Here is a 16,086-nt window from a genome sequence, read left to right on the forward strand (position 1 = left end):
TTTCATGCCGACACACGGCTTCGACCAACGCCGCCCGAACACGCAGAGCGCATCGGGCGCAACGCGATCAAAAAGGCTGCCGTTGTTCAGGGCGCCACCGGCCGCAGCACGTAGCCGATACGGGGAAAGTGAACGTGCACCGTGCCCGCACGCGGGTCGGCACGGCGCAAGGTGTAGCGGGTGCGGGTGGCGGCAATCAGCTCACCTTCCGTGGGCTCTGTGCCAAAGCTCTCGGCGGCAATCGTGACCTGGGTACCCAGCGGGATGCCGTGCTCGTCCTGGAACACGTCGTCGGTCAGCGGCAGCGGCTCCATGCCCGCAGCCACGGTGATGGCGTCGGCGGCACTGAACTTCTCCATGCGGCCGTGGCCCAGCGCAGCGATGCGGTCCATCCACTCCAGCACGGCGGGTGTGGCGGCAAAGATGTCGGCCATCACGGGCACACACTGGCGCGTGAACCACAGCGGGTGGTAGGCCGCAAAGTCGGCCAGGCAAGGCTCGGCGCCGAACAGGAAGTCGTGTTCCTCGGCCATGTGCGCAATACGCCGCAGGTACGAGCGGTAGGCGGCCGTGGCATCGGCCGGTCGCAGGCGCTGCATGCCCGCGCTCATCTCGCGGCGGTCTTCGCCAAACACTTGCGCGGCCGCTGGCGGCAGGTTGGCAAACAACACGGCGGCGCCCTTGGGCTGCAGGTTGTAGGCCATGGCAGCCCAGAACAGCGTGGTGTCGGCCCACTGCGCAAACACGCGCGACACGCCCTTCAGATGCGGCGGATACAGCACGGGTTCGGGATGCTCATGCTCCAGCACATCGCAGATCAGGGCCGAGTCGCAATAGATATCGGCGCCGATCTGCAAGAACGGCGTCTTGCGATACCCGCCGGTCAGCGCCACCACATCGGGCTTGGGCATGACGCTGGGGATGATGACGGACTTCCAGGCCAGCTGCTTGAAGCCGAGCACCGCACGGATCTTTTCGGAAAACGGGGACGAGGGGTAGTGGTGCAGGATGAGGTGGGACATGGGTTTCTCCGCAAAATTCTGTGGGATGGCTCAGGCCGGAAGTGCGCGGTCCAAGATGGCGTCAAGGTTGACGCCCGCGCCCAGCGTGCCAAAGCTGTAGCCCCAGTCACCGGAGAGGCGCGAGTCGCAAAACGCGCGGAACACTGCGCCGGGCGCACTGCGCAGCAACAGGGCCGCCTGCACTGCCAACGCTACATCCTGGGCGAGTCGCCGGGCCTCGGCCTCGGTGGTCATGGCGTCTACACGCAGGGGCAGTGCGCCGGCCAGACGGTCCAGCGCCGGGTGGGCGCCGCGTGCGGGTGCCAGTTCGGCGTCCAGCGCGGCGGCGGCATCGGCGCGGCGCACAGCGCGCATCAAATCCAGCGCCATGATGTTGCCCGCGCCTTCCCAGATGGAGTTGAGCGGCATCTCGCGGTAGATGCGAGCCATCACGCCCTCACCGCCCTCCTCCACATAGCCGTTGCCGCCCAGGCATTCCATGGCCTCCTGCGCAAACACGCTGCCGCGCTTGCACACCCAGAACTTGGCGACTGGCGTGAGCAGGCGGGCCATCAGGGCTTCGTGCTCGCTTTTCTCTTTGCGATCAAAAGCGCTTGCAAGCCTGATGGATAGCGCAGTGGCTGCGTCACTTTCGAGCGCGAGGTCGGCCAGCACATTGCGCATCAGCGGCTGCTCGATGAGCTTCTTGCCAAAGGCCGAGCGCTGGCGCGTGTGGTGCAGCGCAATGCTGAGCGCCTGCCGCATGAGGCCGCTGGTGCCCAGCGCGCAGTCCAGCCGCGTCATGGTGCCCATCTCCAGGATCTGCGCCACACCCCGGCCCTCTTCGCCCACGCGCCAGGCCATCGCGCCGATGAACTCGACCTCGGAACTGGCATTGGCGTGATTGCCCAGCTTGTCTTTCAGGCGCTGGATGCGGATCGCATTGACCGTGTCATCGGGCAGCACACGCGGCAGGAAAAAACAGGTGAGCCCGCCGGGCGCCTGCGCCAGGATCAGGAACGCATCGCACATCGGCGCTGAGAAGAACCACTTGTGCCCGGTAATTCGGTAGCGCGCACCCCAGGCATCGTCGCCATCAGGCACGGCCTGCGTGGTGTTGGCGCGCACGTCCGATCCGCCCTGCTTCTCGGTCATGCCCATGCCCATGGTGAGCGCGGATTTCTGCGAGAACAGCGCAAGGCGCGGGTCGTACTGCGTACTCGCCAAACCCTTGCTCCAGTCCGCCCATACCGCTGAATTGCCTCGCAATGCCGGGGTCACGGCGTAGCTCATCGACACGGGGCACAGCACCGAGGGCTCGGCCTCGGTGAACAGCATGAAGCCGGCCGCGCGCTCCATATGCGCGTGGCCCGTGTCCTGGCGCGACCACGGCGTGGCATGCAGGCCGTGGCGCAGCGCGGCGCACATCAGCGCGTGGTAGCTGGGGTGGAACTCCACCACATCCGTGCGGTGGCCAAAGCGGTCATGTGTGCGCAGCTGGGGCTTGTGGGTGTTGGCCAGGCGCGCGTGGGTCAGCATCTCGGCCGAGCCCATCTCGGCACCCAGCGCCGTGAGGCCCGCCACACCCAGTCCGGGCGCATGCAGGCGCAACGCATCCTGCAGCGGCAGGTTGGTGGTGAACAGGTTCACATCCGCCCATGGCGTGCTCTGGTTGAAGACGTCATGGGTACGCGCCAGGGAGGCGGTGGGCAGGGTCATGTCGGCTCCTTCACGGGTGGGCGGGGTGAATGGTCGAGGGGGCTGCGGCGGCGTCAGCCCGCCTTTCTCAGCATTTCAACGTGCGGGATGTCGTCTTCCAGGTATTCGTCGGACACGGCCTCGAAGCCCAGGCTGCCGTAAAAGCCCCGCAGATGGGCCTGCGCGCTGATGCGGATGTCACGCCCCGGCCACGCTTGGCTGCAGCGGGCAATGCCCTCCTGCATCAGCGCCCGGCCCGTGCCGTTGCCACGCGCTTCCTTGGCGGTGACCACGCGGCCGATGGAGGGCTCGGGGTAGTTCACGCCCGGGTCCACCACACGCAGGCAGGCTTGCAGCACACCCGTCTCGTCGTAGCCCAGCAGGTGATAGGACTTTTTGTCCGCTTCGTCTGGGTCCTGGTACGGGCCCTGCTCCAGGATGAAGACCTTGCAGCGCAAGGCCAGGGCGTCATGCAGCGCATGCACGCCCAGGTCGTCGAAGCGGGCCCAGGTCCACTTCAGCATCATCAGATCAGCTTGACCAGTTGCTTGCCAAAGTTCTTGCCCTTGAGCAGGCCCAGGAAGGCCTCGGGCGCGGCGGCAATGCCTTGGGCAATGGTTTCGCGCGGGCGCAGCTTGCCGTTGCCGACCAGCGTGCCCAGCTCCTTGAGAGCATCAGGCCAGACTTCCATGTGCTCGCTGACGATGAAACCTTCGACCTTCATGCGGTTGATGAGCATGAGCGCGGGGTTGGCCATGGGCAGCGGTGCGCCGTCGTAGCCGGCGATCATGCCGCACAGGGCGATGCGGCTGAAGGCGTTCATGCGCAGCATGACGGCGTCCATGATCCAGCCGCCCACGTTCTCGAAGTAGCCATCGATGCCGTTGGGGCACGCTTCCTTCAGGGCCTTGGACATGGCCTTCACGTCACTGTGCTGCTTGTAGTCGATGCAGGCGTCAAAGCCCAGTTCTTCCACTGCGTACTTGCACTTGTCGGCACCGCCCGCAATGCCCACCGCGCGGCAGCCACGGGCCTTGGCGAGGGCCGCAAAAGCGCTGCCCACGGCGCCCGTGGCGGCGCTCACCACCACGGTGTCGCCTTCCTTGGGCGCAATGATCTTGACCAGGCCGTACCAGGCCGTGACACCCGGCATGCCCACGGCGCCCAGGTAGTGCGACAGCGGCACATGAGTCGTATCGACCTTGCGCAGCGCGCCGGGCTGGTCGGCATTGACCACGCTGTATTCCTGCCAGCCGCCCATGCCCACCACCTTGTCGCCCACGGCGTACTTGGGATGCTTGCTCTCGGCCACTTCACCCACGGTGCCACCGATCATGACTTCGCCCAGCGCCTGCGACGCGGCGTAGCTCTTGCTCTCGTTCATGCGGCCGCGCATGTAGGGGTCCAGGCTCAGGTAGTGGTGGCGCACCAGCACCTGGCCGTCCTGCAGCGCGGGCGTGTCGGTCGCGACCAGCTTGAAGTTGCTGGCCACCGCTTCGCCCTGGGGACGGTTGTCGAGAACGATTTGTTGGTTGCGTGGCATGGAAAGCTCCTTCAGAAAATTCAACACTATGTTTTTGATAGCTGCCAGCGCATATATCCATTGCGCTTGCAGGCAAAAAGGCTTTAAAACCTGCTGGCGACCTCAACCACCGGCTCAGTCGGTGGAGATGACCTTGAGGTCATTCACATTGCGCCCGTCCACCGGCAGGCGCTTGACGTACTTGAACGTGCCGGTGGCGTGGCAGCACACCTTGCCTTGGGCGTCGTACACCGTGCCCTCGGTGAACGCCATGGTGGCCGTGCGGTGAATCAATCGCCCCTTGGCCACCAGCGGCCCGCGCGCGGGCTGCATGAAGCTGGTCTTCATCTCGATGGTGACCACCCCCATGTCCGGCGTCACGCTGCGCGCGGCCGTCGCCATGGTCACGTCCAGCAGCGTCATCGACGCGCCGCCGTGGGTCACGGCAAACGAGTTCAGGTGCTCAGGCTTGGCTTCGTAACGCAGCTCGGACTTGCCGTCCTCCATGCGGTGCAGCGTGAAGCCCAGGTGGCTGACAAAGGGGATTTCGACACCAAAACTGATCAAGGTTTGTTCCTTTGGAAATGTAGGTCGCAACGGGCGCGGCACAGGCGAGGGACGCAGAGCAAGGGCCGCCCCGCAGCGATTGCGTCGTCCCCCTTCCCGAATCGCGCAGCGATTCGGGAAGGGGGAAGCGGCGCAGCCGCTCAGGGGGATGTTCACCCGCCAGTCACAATGCTCACGCCTCCGTCCACCGCCAGCCATTGGCCGGTGATGTGCTTGCCCGCATCCGACGCATACAGCGCGCACAGGCCCTTCAGGTCTTCATCATCGCCCAGGCGGCCCAGGGGGGCGTGGGCAGCCAGCGCTTCTTCGCCCATGGCCTTGAGTGTGCCCACCGTCATCTTGCTCGGGAAGAAGCCCGGGCAGATCGCGTTGACGCGGATGTTGTAGGCCCCCCATTCGGCCGCCAGCGCCCGTGTGAAGTTGATCACCGCGCCCTTGGAGGTGTTGTAAGCAATGGTGTTCATGCCCTTGGGGTTGCCGCCCAGGCCGGCGATGGACGCCACATTGATGATGCTGCCGCTGCGGCGGCCGATCATGCTGTGCTTGGCGATGTGCTGGCTCAGGATGAAGTACCCACGCACGTTGAGGTTCATCACCTTGTCCCAGGCCTCCACGGGGTGGTCTTCAGCCGGAGAGCCCCAGGCCGCGCCTGCGTTGTTGACCAGGATGTCCACATGGCCCAGGCGCTGCAAGGTCTCGTCGGCCAAGCGGCGGATGTCCTCTTCCTTGGCGCAGTCGGCGGCAATCCAGCGCGCGTCGATGCCTGCGGCTTGCAGGTCGGCCGTGGCTTCTTCCAGGTCAGACGCCTTGCGCGAGCTGAGCACGATCTTGGCGCCCGCCTCGCCCAGCGCGTGGGCCAGTTGCAGGCCCAGGCCGCGCGAGCCGCCGGTCACCAGGGCGGTCTTGCCCGTCAGGTCAAACAGTTGTTGGATGGTGCGTGTCATGTGAATGTCTCCTTGGATTTTTGCCAGTCGATGGATGTTCTCGGACCACAGCCCGGCGCTGGGATGCGCCAGCCAGGGGGTGGAATACAGGCAGCCATTGTGCGGCGCCAGAAGGCTGCATTGTGTCGCCGCCGCGTCCGCTCCGCAGTGGGCCAGCCAGGTGGCTGCCGCGGTGCCGCAGCGTCAGCCCTGGGGGTCGGCCTTGAGCCGCGCACGCACGGCGATCAGCACCACGCCCACGGCAGCGACCACGCCCCCGCCCACCATCAGCACCCAGCCCGTGGCCGTGTCGGTGCGGGCGGTGGCAATGCCCAGCACCAGCGTGAGCAGGCCGCCGTAGATCAGCGCCCAGATGATTTTGTGCAAGCGCTGCAGGGTGTGCGCAGCGGCCATCAGAACGCCTCTTCCGGAAAGCTGGCGCAGGTCGCGTCGCGTGTGCTGACCACTTGCAGCCAGGCGCCGATCTTGGGCAGCTCGTAATGGAAGAAAAAGCGCATGGCGCCCATGCGGCCCACGCTGGCGGGCTGCGCCAGGGCTGCATCGGCCGCCAGGGTGGCCAGCGCCACGTCCAGCCACACCCAGGCCAGCACCGTGTGGCCAAAGGCCTGCATGTAGGGCACGGCGTTGGACAGCGCATCAGCGGGTTGGCCCGTGGCCCAGGCGGCCTTGGTGGCAGCGCCCACGTCCTGCAGCGCCTTGCCCAGCGCGTTGGCGTGGGCGGCGAGCGCGGGCACCTGGATGGCGCGCTCGATGGTGGCGTTGATGCGCCCGGCCAGCAGTTGCAGGCCACGACCGCCTTCCATCAGCACCTTGCGGCCCAGCAGGTCCATGGCCTGGATGCCGTGGGTGCCTTCGTGGATCATGTTCAGGCGGTTGTCGCGCCAGTACTGCTCCACCGGGAAGTCGCGCGTGTAGCCGTAGCCGCCGTGGATCTGGATGGCCAGGCTGTTGGCCTCCAGGCACCATTCGCTGGGCCAGCTCTTGGCGATGGGGGTCAACACCTCCAGCAGCAGGCGGGCTTCGTCGGCCGCAGCGGCATCGCCCGTGTGTTGCTCGTCCACCAGCCGCGCGCAGAACAGGTTGAGCGCCAAGGCGCCCTCGCCATACGACTTTTGCGCGAGCAGCATGCGCTTGACGTCTGCGTGCTCGACGATGCGCACCTGGGGCTGGGCGGCGTCCTTGACCACGGCAGCCGCGCCGTCCTTGGGGCCCTGCACGGGGCGGCCCTGGGGTCGGTTCTTGGCGTAATCCAGGCTCGCGTAGTAGCCCGCCAGGCCGAGCATGGTAGCGGCCATGCCGATGCCGATGCGCGCCTCGTTCATCATGTGGAACATGCAGTGCAGGCCCTTGCCGGGCTGGCCGACCAGGTAGCCCACGGCGCCTGCCTGGCCATCCACGGGGTACTTGCCCTCGCCAAAGTTCAGCAGCGTGTTGGTGGTGCCGCGCCAGCCCAGCTTATGGTTCAGGCCCGCCAGCGCCACGTCGTTGCGCACGCCGGTCAGCTGGCCGTTGGTGTCCACCAGCTTCTTGGGCACGATGAACAGCGAGATGCCCTTGGTGCCCGGCACCAGCTTGCCGTCTGGCCCCGGGATCTTGGCCAGCACCAGGTGCACGATGTTTTCGGTCAGCTCATGGTCGCCCGAGCTGATCCACATCTTGTTGCCCTTGAGGCGGTAGCGGGGGCCGAGCGGGTCGCTCTCAAAGCCCTCGCCATCCGGCACGGCGCGTGTGGCCACGTCGGACAGGGACGAGCCCGCCTGTGGCTCCGACAGGCACATGGTGCCCGACCAGCGGCCGTTGAATTCATTGAGCGCAAACACCTGCTTTTGCAGATCGGTGCCATGCACCATGAGCAGGTTGGCGTTGCCCGAGGTCAGCAGGTTGGACCCAATGCTGATCGAGGCGGCTGCGAAAAAGCTGTTGGCCGCAGCCTCCACCGTGTAGGGCAGTTGCATGCCGCCAATGTCGTAGTCCTGCGCGGCGCTCAGCAGACCCGACTCGGCGTAGGCGCGCCGTGCTTCGTAGGTGGCTTGCGGCAGCACCACACGCAGCGTGCCGTCGGGCTCGGTCTCGGTGCGGGGTTCTTCGGTGTCCACCACGCGGTTGAAGGGCGCGTACTTCTCGCGCGCGATGCGCTCGGAGGTGTCGAGCACGGCATCGAAGGTCTCGCGGGAGTGGTCTGCAAAGCGCTCGCGGGCTTGCAGCTTCTCGGCGTTCAGCCACTGGTAGAGCAGGAAATCGACGGTGGGACGTAGGCTCATGGCATTTCAGGGTTAAAACAGCCCCAGGCGCAGATAAATCATGCGCCAGCAGCTATCAAATAAGGAGTAAACGGCGCAGGAGTGAGGAGGAACATGCTCCCATCCCTTGCCACCATCAGGCGCCAGCGGGCGACGGTGCCGCGTCTTCGCGCGGTGGCAGTGCGGCAATGGTGCCTTGCGCCACGGCGCACAGCTTTTCGGTGCCTGCCTGCACCACCAACACATCGCAGCGGCACACCGCCTGCGCACGGCCATGGTGCACCGCCTGCGCACGGGCGATGAGCAGTTCGCCCACCGCAGGGCGCAGGTAGTTGATCTTGAACTCGGAGGTCACCACGGGCACCCGCATCGCGGTGCCTCCCGCGTAGGTCAGGGCGTTGTCGGCCACATAGCTCAGCACGCCCCCGTGCACAAAACCATGCTGTTGCAGCAACTGGGGCGTGATGGGCAGGTGCAGCTCGCAGTGCCCTGGGGACAAGGCATGCAGCCGCGCCCCCACCAGGATGCTGAACGGCTGCGATGCCAGTACCTCACGCCCCATGGCCAGGAAGACCTCGGGCGACACCACGACATCGGGGATGTCGGTGCGCGGTGGCGACGAGGCCTGCCCGGACATGGCTTACAGCACCTCGAAAATGCCCGCAGCGCCCATGCCGCCGCCGATGCACATCGTCACGCACACCTTCTTGGCGCCACGGCGCTTGCCTTCGATGAGGGCGTGGCCCGTGAGGCGCTGACCCGACACACCGTAGGGGTGGCCCAGGGCGATGGCGCCGCCGTTCACGTTCAGACGGTCCGCCGGGATGCCCAGCTTGTCGCGGCAGTACAGCACCTGCACGGCGAAGGCTTCGTTCAGCTCCCAGAGGTCGATGTCCTGCACCGTGAGGCCCAGCTTCTTCAGCACCTTGGGCACGGCAAACACAGGGCCGATGCCCATTTCGTCAGGCTCGCAACCGGCCACTGCAAAGCCGAGGAAACGGCCCAGGGGCTTGAGGCCCTTCTTGCTGGCGTACTCTTCGCTGGTGATCACGCAGGCACCGGCGCCGTCAGAGAACTGGCTGGCATTGCCGGCCGAGATCAGGCCACCGGGCAGTGCCGACCGCAGGCCACTGATGGCCTCCACCGTCGTGCCTTCACGCGTGCCTTCATCCTTGCTCACCGTCACTTGCTTGGTGATCAGGCCCAGCGTCTTGTCAGCCACACCGGCCGTCACGGTGATAGGGGCGATTTCTGCATCGAACAAGCCGTTGGCCTGCGCCGCGCAAGCCTTTTGCTGGCTGCCTGCACCGTACTCGTCCATGGCTTCGCGGCCGATGTTGTAGCGCTTGGCCACCTGCTCGGCGGTCTGCAGCATGCTCCAGTAAATCTCGGGCTTTTGCTTGGCCAGAGCCAGGTCCTGGATCATGTGCAGGTTCATCTCCTGCTGCACGCAGGAGATGCTTTCAACACCACCGGCCACGAACACATCGGCTTCGCCAGCGATGATGCGCTGGGCGGCCATGGCAATGGTCTGCAGGCCCGAAGAGCAAAAGCGGTTGACCGTGACGCCGGAGGCAGTGATGGGCAGACCGGCCTTCAAGGCGATCTGGCGCGCGATGTTGCTGCCGGTGGCGCCTTCGGGCGTGGCGCAACCCATGATGACGTCGTCCACGTCAGCGCCATCAATGCCGGCGCGCAACACGGCGTGCTGCACGGCATGGCCGCCCAGGGTGGCGCCATGCGTCATGTTGAACGAACCCTTCCAGCTCTTGGCGAGCGGCGTGCGGGCGGTGGAAACAATCACTGCGGAGGTCATGTGAATTCCTTTGATTCTGTAGATGGGTGCACGCGGCTATTTACTGGAAGGCCTTGCCTTCGGCGGCCAGCTTGGCCAGCAGCGGAGCGGGCTTCCAGAACGCTGCGTCATCCAGCGGGTTCTTGGCAAAACGGTCCATGGCCTGCACCACGTTGAACAGACCCACTTCGCTGGCGTAGTGCATGGGGCCGCCACGGTGGATGGGGAAGCCGTAGCCGGTCAGGTACACCATGTCGATGTCGCCGGACTTGCTGGCAATGCCGTCTTCCAGGATGTGCGCGCCTTCGTTGACCAGTGCGAACACCAGGCGCTGCACGATTTCTTCGTCGGAAATCTTGCGCGGCGTGATGCCCAGCTCCTTGCGGTGGTCTTCGATCATCTTGTTGACCAGGTCGCTCGGGATCGCGTCGCGCTTGCCGGCCTGGTAGTCGTACCAGCCTGCGCCGGTCTTCTGGCCGAAGCGGCCCAGTTCACACAGCTTGTCGGCCGTGCGGCTGTACTTCATGTCGGCACGTTCGACGGAGCGGCGCTTGCGGATGGCCCAGCCAATGTCGTTGCCGGCCAGGTCGCCCATGCGGAACGGGCCCATGGCAAAGCCAAACTTTTCGATGGCCTTGTCCACCTGCTGGGGCGTGCAGCCTTCGTCCAGCAGGAAGCCAGCCTGGCGGCTGTACTGCTCGATCATGCGGTTGCCGATGAAACCATCGCACACGCCCGAGACCACGGAAGTCTTCTTGATCTTCTTGCCGATGGCCATCACGGTGGCCAGCACGTCCTTGGCGGTCTCCTTGCCACGCACCACTTCCAGCAGCTTCATCACGTTGGCGGGGCTGAAGAAGTGCATGCCCACCACGTCCTGCGGACGCTTGGTAAACGCTGCGATCTTGTCCACGTCGAGCGTGGAGGTGTTGGAGGCCAGGATGGCGCCGGGCTTGGCCACAGCGTCGAGTTGCTTGAACACGGCTTCCTTGACGCCCATCTCTTCGAACACGGCTTCGATGATGAGGTCGCAGTCCTTGAAGTCGTCGTAGCTCAGCGTGGTGCTCAGCAGGGCCATGCGCTGCTCGTACTTGTCCTGCTTGAGCTTGCCCTTCTTGACCTGGGCTTCGTAGTTCTTCTTGATCGTGGCCACGCCACGGTCCAGGGCTTCCTGCTTCATTTCCAGGATCTTGACGGGGATGCCCGCGTTCAGGAAGTTCATGGAAATGCCGCCGCCCATGGTGCCCGCGCCAATCACGCCCACCAGCTTGATGTCGCGCTTGGGGGTGTCGGAGGCCACATCAGGAATCTTGGAGGCTGCACGCTCAGCCATGAACAGATGGCGCAGTGCACGCGACTCGGGCGTCCACATCAGGTTGATGAAGATTTCGCGCTCGACCAGCATGCCTTCGGCGAACTTCTTCTTGGTGGCCGCTTCGACCGCGTCCACGCACTTGGCGGGGGCGGGGAAGTTCTTGGCCATGCCCTTGACCATGTTGCGCGCGAACTGGAAGTACGCATCGCCTTCGGGGTGCTTGCAGGGGAAGTTGCGCACCAGGGGCAGCGGGCGGGCATCGGCCACGCTCTGGGCAAACGCCAGGGCTTCTGCGGCCAGCGATTCGGCCGACGCGGCCATCTTGTCAAACAGCTTCTGGCCGGGCACGGCGCCGATCATTTCGCTCTTGACGGGCTCGCCGCTCACGATGAGGTTGAGCGCGGCTTCCACACCAATCACGCGGGGCAGGCGCTGCGTACCGCCTGCGCCAGGGATCAGGCCCAGCTTGACTTCGGGCAGTGCAATCGAGCAGCCAGGCGCCGCAATGCGGTAGTGGCAACCCAGGGCCAGCTCCAGCCCGCCACCCATGGCGACGCTGTGCACGGCTGCCACGACGGGCTTGGCCGAGTTTTCAATGGCGGCAATCACCGACAGCAGGTTGGGTTCTTGCAGCGACTTGTCGGTGCCGAACTCCTTGATGTCGGCGCCGCCAGAGAACGCACCACCGGCACCGGTGATCACGATGGACGTGACCGCTGCATCGGCATTGGCACGGCCAAGGCCGTCCACGATGCCCTGGCGGGTCGCCAGACCGAGTCCGTTGACGGGAGGGTTGGCCATGGTGATCACGGCAACGGAGCCGTGGACTTTGTATTCAGCGGTCATGGTGCTGTTGTTCCTTGGAAAGTGAAAAAGAACGATCGTGCGTTTTTATTGTAGAGACTTCAAACCCATTTGGCGTGTCAATTTGTCCCGGGCGGGACAAGGGGGTTTCAGACATTCCCTGAAGAGCACACTCCGACAGGCAAAAAAAAGAGGCACCACCGAAGACAGGGCACCTCTGCAGATCGACATGGGAGCAGCTTCTCAGGCTTCACCATGACCTCAGTCGGTGAAACTGGCGCGCCGCAGGCCAGCGCCCCCGCGCAAGGGCCGCCCCGCCGCGCTGGGGGCGTCCCCCCAATGGGGGGAAGGCGCCGCCAGGCGACTCAAGGGGGCTTCACACCTCAAGCCATTCCTTGCGGATGTAGTTGTCGGCCCGCAGGCTGTCCGGTGTGCCCTGGAACACGATCGAACCGTGGCCCATCACCAGTGCGCGGTCTGAGATCTTCATCGCAATGGTCAGCTTCTGCTCGATCAACAGCACCGAGATGCCGCGCGACTTGATGGTCTGCAGGTACTGGCCCACCAGCTCGACGATCTTGGGTGCCAGACCCTCGGTGGGCTCGTCGATGATGATGAGGTCCGGGTCACCCATGAGCGTGCGGCACAGGGTCAGCATCTGCTGCTCGCCGCCCGACATCACGCCCGCCTCGGTGTGCTGGCGCTCCTTGAGTCGGGGGAACATCTCATACATGTCGTCAAACGACCAGCGGCTGTTCTTGCCACTGCCCTTTTGGCCGAGCATCAGGTTCTGGTGCACGGTGAGGTTGGGGAACACATCGCGGCTTTCGGGCACATAACCCACCCCCAGGTGGGCGATCTCGTAGGCCTTCCTGCCATTGAGGTCCTGCCCCTTCCAGTTGAGTGTGCCCTCCCAGTCCACCAGACCCATGATGGCCTTCGCGGTGGTGGAGCGGCCCGAACCGTTGCGCCCCAGCAGGGCCACGATTTCACCGGGTTGTACATCAAAGGTCACGCCATGCAGCACATGGCTCTTGCCGTAATAGGCGTGGAGATTTTCGATTTTCAGCATGTCAGTGTCCCGCCCCTTGCTCGTCCGCAACGACCGAGCCCAGATAGGCCTCTTGCACGCGCTGGTTGGCGCGCACCTTGTCGGGCGTGTCAAAGGCAATCACCTCGCCATACACCACCACAGCGATCTTGTCGGCCAGACCGAACACCACGCCCATGTCGTGCTCCACCGTCAGCAGCGTGCGGCCTTCGGTCACTTCCTTGATGAGGTGGATGAAGCGTGAGGTCTCGGTCTTGCTCATGCCGGCCGTCGGTTCGTCCAGCAGGATCACGTTGGCACCGCCCGCGATGGTGATGCCAATCTCCAGCGCACGCTGCTCAGCGTAGGTCAGGTTCATCGCCAGCGTGTCGCGCTTCTTGTCGAGCTTGATCATTTCCATGAGCTGCTTGGCGCGCTCGTTGGCATCGTGCAGGTTCGACAGGAAGCGCAGGAACGTGTACTTGTAGCCCATGCTCCACAGTACGCCGCACCGCAGGTTCTCGAACACCGACAGCTTGGGAAAGATGTTGGTGATCTGGAAGCTGCGCGAGAGCCCGCGCCGGTTGATCTCGTACGGTGCCATGCCGTTGATGCGCTGGCCATTCAGGATCACATCGCCGCTGGTGGGCGCAAAGCGCCCGCTGATCAGATTGAACAGCGTGGACTTGCCCGCACCGTTGGGGCCGATGATGGCCACGCGCTCGCCAGGCGCCACCGCCAGGTTGGCGCCACGGATGATCTCGGTCTTGCCAAAACTCTTGCGCAGGTCGCGCAGTTCGAGCGCATAGGTTGCGTTGTCAGCCGCCATGGTTACAAAGCCTCCCCGCGCTTGATTTCATGTTCTATTTCTTCCTGGATCCTGCTCCACTGGCGCACAAACTGGCGGCGGCAGAGTTCAAACAGGGCAAAGCCCGTCACCATCACAAACACCGCGCCAAACCAGCTGGTAAAGCCCTTGGCGTTGAGCGTGGCGCCGAGGAAGGTCAACTCTGGCCCCAGCGCGGCATTGAGCTGCAAGTGGTAGGTCATCTCGATCATGCAGGCCGCGCCCATCACACCCACCAGGGCAGTACCGCCCAGCGCGAGGTAAGAGGTCCACAGCTGGCGCAGCTTGCCAAACTTGGCCAGGCGCAGGTTCATCATGATCAGGCTGGCCACGCCACCGGGCGCATACATCACCATGAACAGGAACACCAGGCCCAGATACAGCAGCCAGGCCTTGGACAGCTCGGACAGCAACACAGACGCCAGCACCAGCAACACCGCACCAATGATGGGGCCGAAGAAGAAGGTGGCACCGCCCAGGAAGGTGAACAGCAGGTAGCCACCCGAACGCACCACGTTCAGGCTGTCGGCGCCCGTCACGATCTCGAAGTTGATGGTGGCCAGACCACCACCAATGCCGGCAAAAAAGCCCGCAATGATGAAGGCGAAGTAGCGCACCCGCTGCGTGTTGTAGCCAATGAACTCCACACGCTCGGGGTTGTCGCGCACTGCGTTCAGGATGCGGCCCAGCGGTGTGCCGGTGAAGGCAAACATCGCCGCAGTGCACACGAAGCAGTAAACGGCGATCAGGTAGTACACCTGGATGGCAGGACCGAAGGTGATGCCGAAGAACGACTGGCCATACACGCGGTCGGTGGTGATGCCGCCTTCGCCCCCGAAGAACTCGGGGAACATCAGCGCCATCGAAGCCACCAGCTCGCCAATGCCCAGCGTGATCATGGCGAACGTGGTGCCCGACTTCTTGGTCGTGACAAAGCCCAGCAAAATGGCAAAGAAGGCCCCCGCCAGCCCGCCCACGATGGGGATCAGCACCAGCGGAATGCTGAAGCTGCCTTTGCTTGCCATGTTCATGGCGTGGATGGCTATGAACGAACCCAGACCGGTGTACACGGCATGGCCGAAGCTCAGCATGCCGCCCTGCCCCAACAACATGTTGTAGGACAGGCAGATGATGATGAGGTAGCCGATCTGCGAGAGCATGGTCAGCGCCAGGCTGCTGCGAAACAGCATGGGCGCCACGATCAGTGCTGCGGCAAACAGCGTCCAGATCACAAAGCGCCCGACGTTCCAGGGCTTGAACCGGTAGTGCGACGTGGCACTGGAGACAGGATGAGTGGTTGAATTCATGGCATCAGTCCTCCCGCGTGCCCAAAAGGCCCTTGGGGCGGAAGATCAGGATCAGCACGAGGAACAGGTACGGCAGGATGGGCGCCACCTGGGAAATCGTGAGCTTGAGCAAGGGATAGCCAAAGGTCTGGTCGGTCACCGCCACACCCACGGCCTTGAAGACGTGGATCAGCGAGTAGTCCAGCGCCACGGCAAAGGTCTGCACCACGCCAATCAGCAGCGAAGCGATGAAAGCACCGGCCAACGAGCCCATGCCACCCACCACCACCACCACGAAGATGATGGAGCCCACGGACGCCGCCATCGCAGGCTCGGTCACATAGGTGTTGCCGCCGATCACGCCCGCCAGGCCCGCCAGCGCGGCTCCGCCACCAAACACCAGCATGAAGACACGCGGTACGTTGTGGCCCAGCGCCTCCACCATTTCGGGGTACTTGAGAGCCGCCTGGATCACCAGCCCGATGCGGGTGCGTGTGAGCAGCAGCCACACCGACAGCAGCATCAGCAGCGCCACCAGCATCACAAACGAACGCGACTTGGGAAACTGCGTGCCGTACAGCGAGAACAGCGGGCCCTGCAATTGCTCTGGCAGGCCGTAAGGCACCGTGGAGCGACCCCAGACCAGCTGCACGACTTCCAGAATCAGGTACGACAGCCCGAACGTGACCAGCAGCTCGGGCACATGGCCAAACTTGTGCACCCGGCGCAGGGCGTAGCGCTCGAACACAGCCCCCAGCACAAACACCACAAGCGGTGCCAGCACCAGCGCAGGCCAAAAGCCCACCACCCCGGAGATGGTGAACGCGAAATAGGCACCCAGCATGTAGAAGCTGGTGTGTGCGAAGTTGAGCACGCCCATCATGCTGAAGATCAGCGTGAGGCCGGAACTCAGCATGAACAGCAGGAGCCCGTAGCTCACGCCGTTCAGCAAAGAGATCACGAAAAACTCAGGATTCATTGGAATTTTTCATCACGGAGGGAAAAAAAAGGCCCGAGTACGTCGGGCCTCGAAGTTC

General features: G+C 64.4%; 15 protein-coding genes. All 15 read right to left on the minus strand.

The genetic code is table 11. The annotated features are described in order from the left end of the window. Nucleotides 1–86: 86 nt before the first annotated feature. A complete protein-coding gene (locus IB236_RS22670; RefSeq protein WP_192422306.1) occupies nt 87–1,022 on the minus strand; it encodes a glutathione S-transferase family protein in 936 nt (311 codons plus the stop codon). Nucleotides 1,023–1,052: 30 nt separating this feature from the next. Then, nucleotides 1,053–2,720: an isovaleryl-CoA dehydrogenase gene (locus IB236_RS22675; RefSeq protein ID WP_192422307.1), complete on the minus strand. Its 1,668-nt coding sequence runs from the start codon at nt 2,718–2,720 to the stop codon at nt 1,053–1,055. Between the two features lie 53 nt (nt 2,721–2,773). Further along, nucleotides 2,774–3,226: a GNAT family N-acetyltransferase gene (locus IB236_RS22680; protein WP_192422308.1), complete on the minus strand. Its 453-nt coding sequence runs from the start codon at nt 3,224–3,226 to the stop codon at nt 2,774–2,776. Continuing rightward, nucleotides 3,226–4,242, minus strand: a complete 1,017-nt coding sequence (locus tag IB236_RS22685) for an NADP-dependent oxidoreductase (protein ID WP_192422309.1) — start codon at nt 4,240–4,242, stop codon at nt 3,226–3,228. Before IB236_RS22685 ends, IB236_RS22680 begins: the two co-directional genes overlap by 1 nt. A 114-nt stretch (nt 4,243–4,356) precedes the next feature. After that, complete coding sequence (locus IB236_RS22690; RefSeq protein WP_192422310.1) at nt 4,357–4,788, minus strand: PaaI family thioesterase; 432 nt, start codon at nt 4,786–4,788, stop codon at nt 4,357–4,359. Between the two features lie 152 nt (nt 4,789–4,940). Next, nucleotides 4,941–5,732, minus strand: coding sequence for an SDR family oxidoreductase (locus IB236_RS22695; RefSeq protein ID WP_056063500.1), 792 nt, complete (start codon nt 5,730–5,732; stop codon nt 4,941–4,943). Between the two features lie 183 nt (nt 5,733–5,915). Then, a complete protein-coding gene (locus IB236_RS22700) occupies nt 5,916–6,125 on the minus strand; it encodes a hypothetical protein (RefSeq protein ID WP_146871973.1) in 210 nt (69 codons plus the stop codon). Then, complete coding sequence (locus tag IB236_RS22705) at nt 6,125–7,993, minus strand: acyl-CoA dehydrogenase (protein ID WP_121942756.1); 1,869 nt, start codon at nt 7,991–7,993, stop codon at nt 6,125–6,127. Before IB236_RS22705 ends, IB236_RS22700 begins: the two co-directional genes overlap by 1 nt. 115 nt (nt 7,994–8,108) lie before the next feature. Next, entirely contained in the window at nt 8,109–8,609 is a 501-nt protein-coding gene (locus IB236_RS22710) for a PaaI family thioesterase (protein WP_225581328.1), read from the minus strand. Nucleotides 8,610–8,612: 3 nt separating this feature from the next. Beyond that, nucleotides 8,613–9,788 (minus strand): acetyl-CoA C-acyltransferase, encoded by a 1,176-nt coding sequence (locus IB236_RS22715; RefSeq protein ID WP_056063507.1) that lies wholly within the window; start codon nt 9,786–9,788, stop codon nt 8,613–8,615. A 40-nt stretch (nt 9,789–9,828) separates the two neighbouring features. Continuing rightward, complete coding sequence (locus IB236_RS22720) at nt 9,829–11,928, minus strand: 3-hydroxyacyl-CoA dehydrogenase NAD-binding domain-containing protein (RefSeq protein ID WP_192422311.1); 2,100 nt, start codon at nt 11,926–11,928, stop codon at nt 9,829–9,831. Nucleotides 11,929–12,262: 334 nt separating this feature from the next. Next, nucleotides 12,263–12,958, minus strand: a complete 696-nt coding sequence (locus tag IB236_RS22725) for an ABC transporter ATP-binding protein (protein WP_056063513.1) — start codon at nt 12,956–12,958, stop codon at nt 12,263–12,265. Between the two features lies 1 nt (nt 12,959). After that, a complete protein-coding gene (locus IB236_RS22730; RefSeq protein ID WP_015014388.1) occupies nt 12,960–13,745 on the minus strand; it encodes an ABC transporter ATP-binding protein in 786 nt (261 codons plus the stop codon). A 2-nt stretch (nt 13,746–13,747) separates the two neighbouring features. Then, entirely contained in the window at nt 13,748–15,070 is a 1,323-nt protein-coding gene (locus tag IB236_RS22735; RefSeq protein WP_056746259.1) for a branched-chain amino acid ABC transporter permease, read from the minus strand. Nucleotides 15,071–15,074: 4 nt separating this feature from the next. Then, nucleotides 15,075–16,028, minus strand: coding sequence for a branched-chain amino acid ABC transporter permease (locus IB236_RS22740; RefSeq protein WP_192422312.1), 954 nt, complete (start codon nt 16,026–16,028; stop codon nt 15,075–15,077). Nucleotides 16,029–16,086 lie beyond the last annotated feature (58 nt).

Source organism: Acidovorax sp. ACV02 (assembly GCF_014851475.1).
Taxonomy (GTDB): Bacteria; Pseudomonadota; Gammaproteobacteria; order Burkholderiales; family Burkholderiaceae_C; genus Acidovorax; species Acidovorax delafieldii.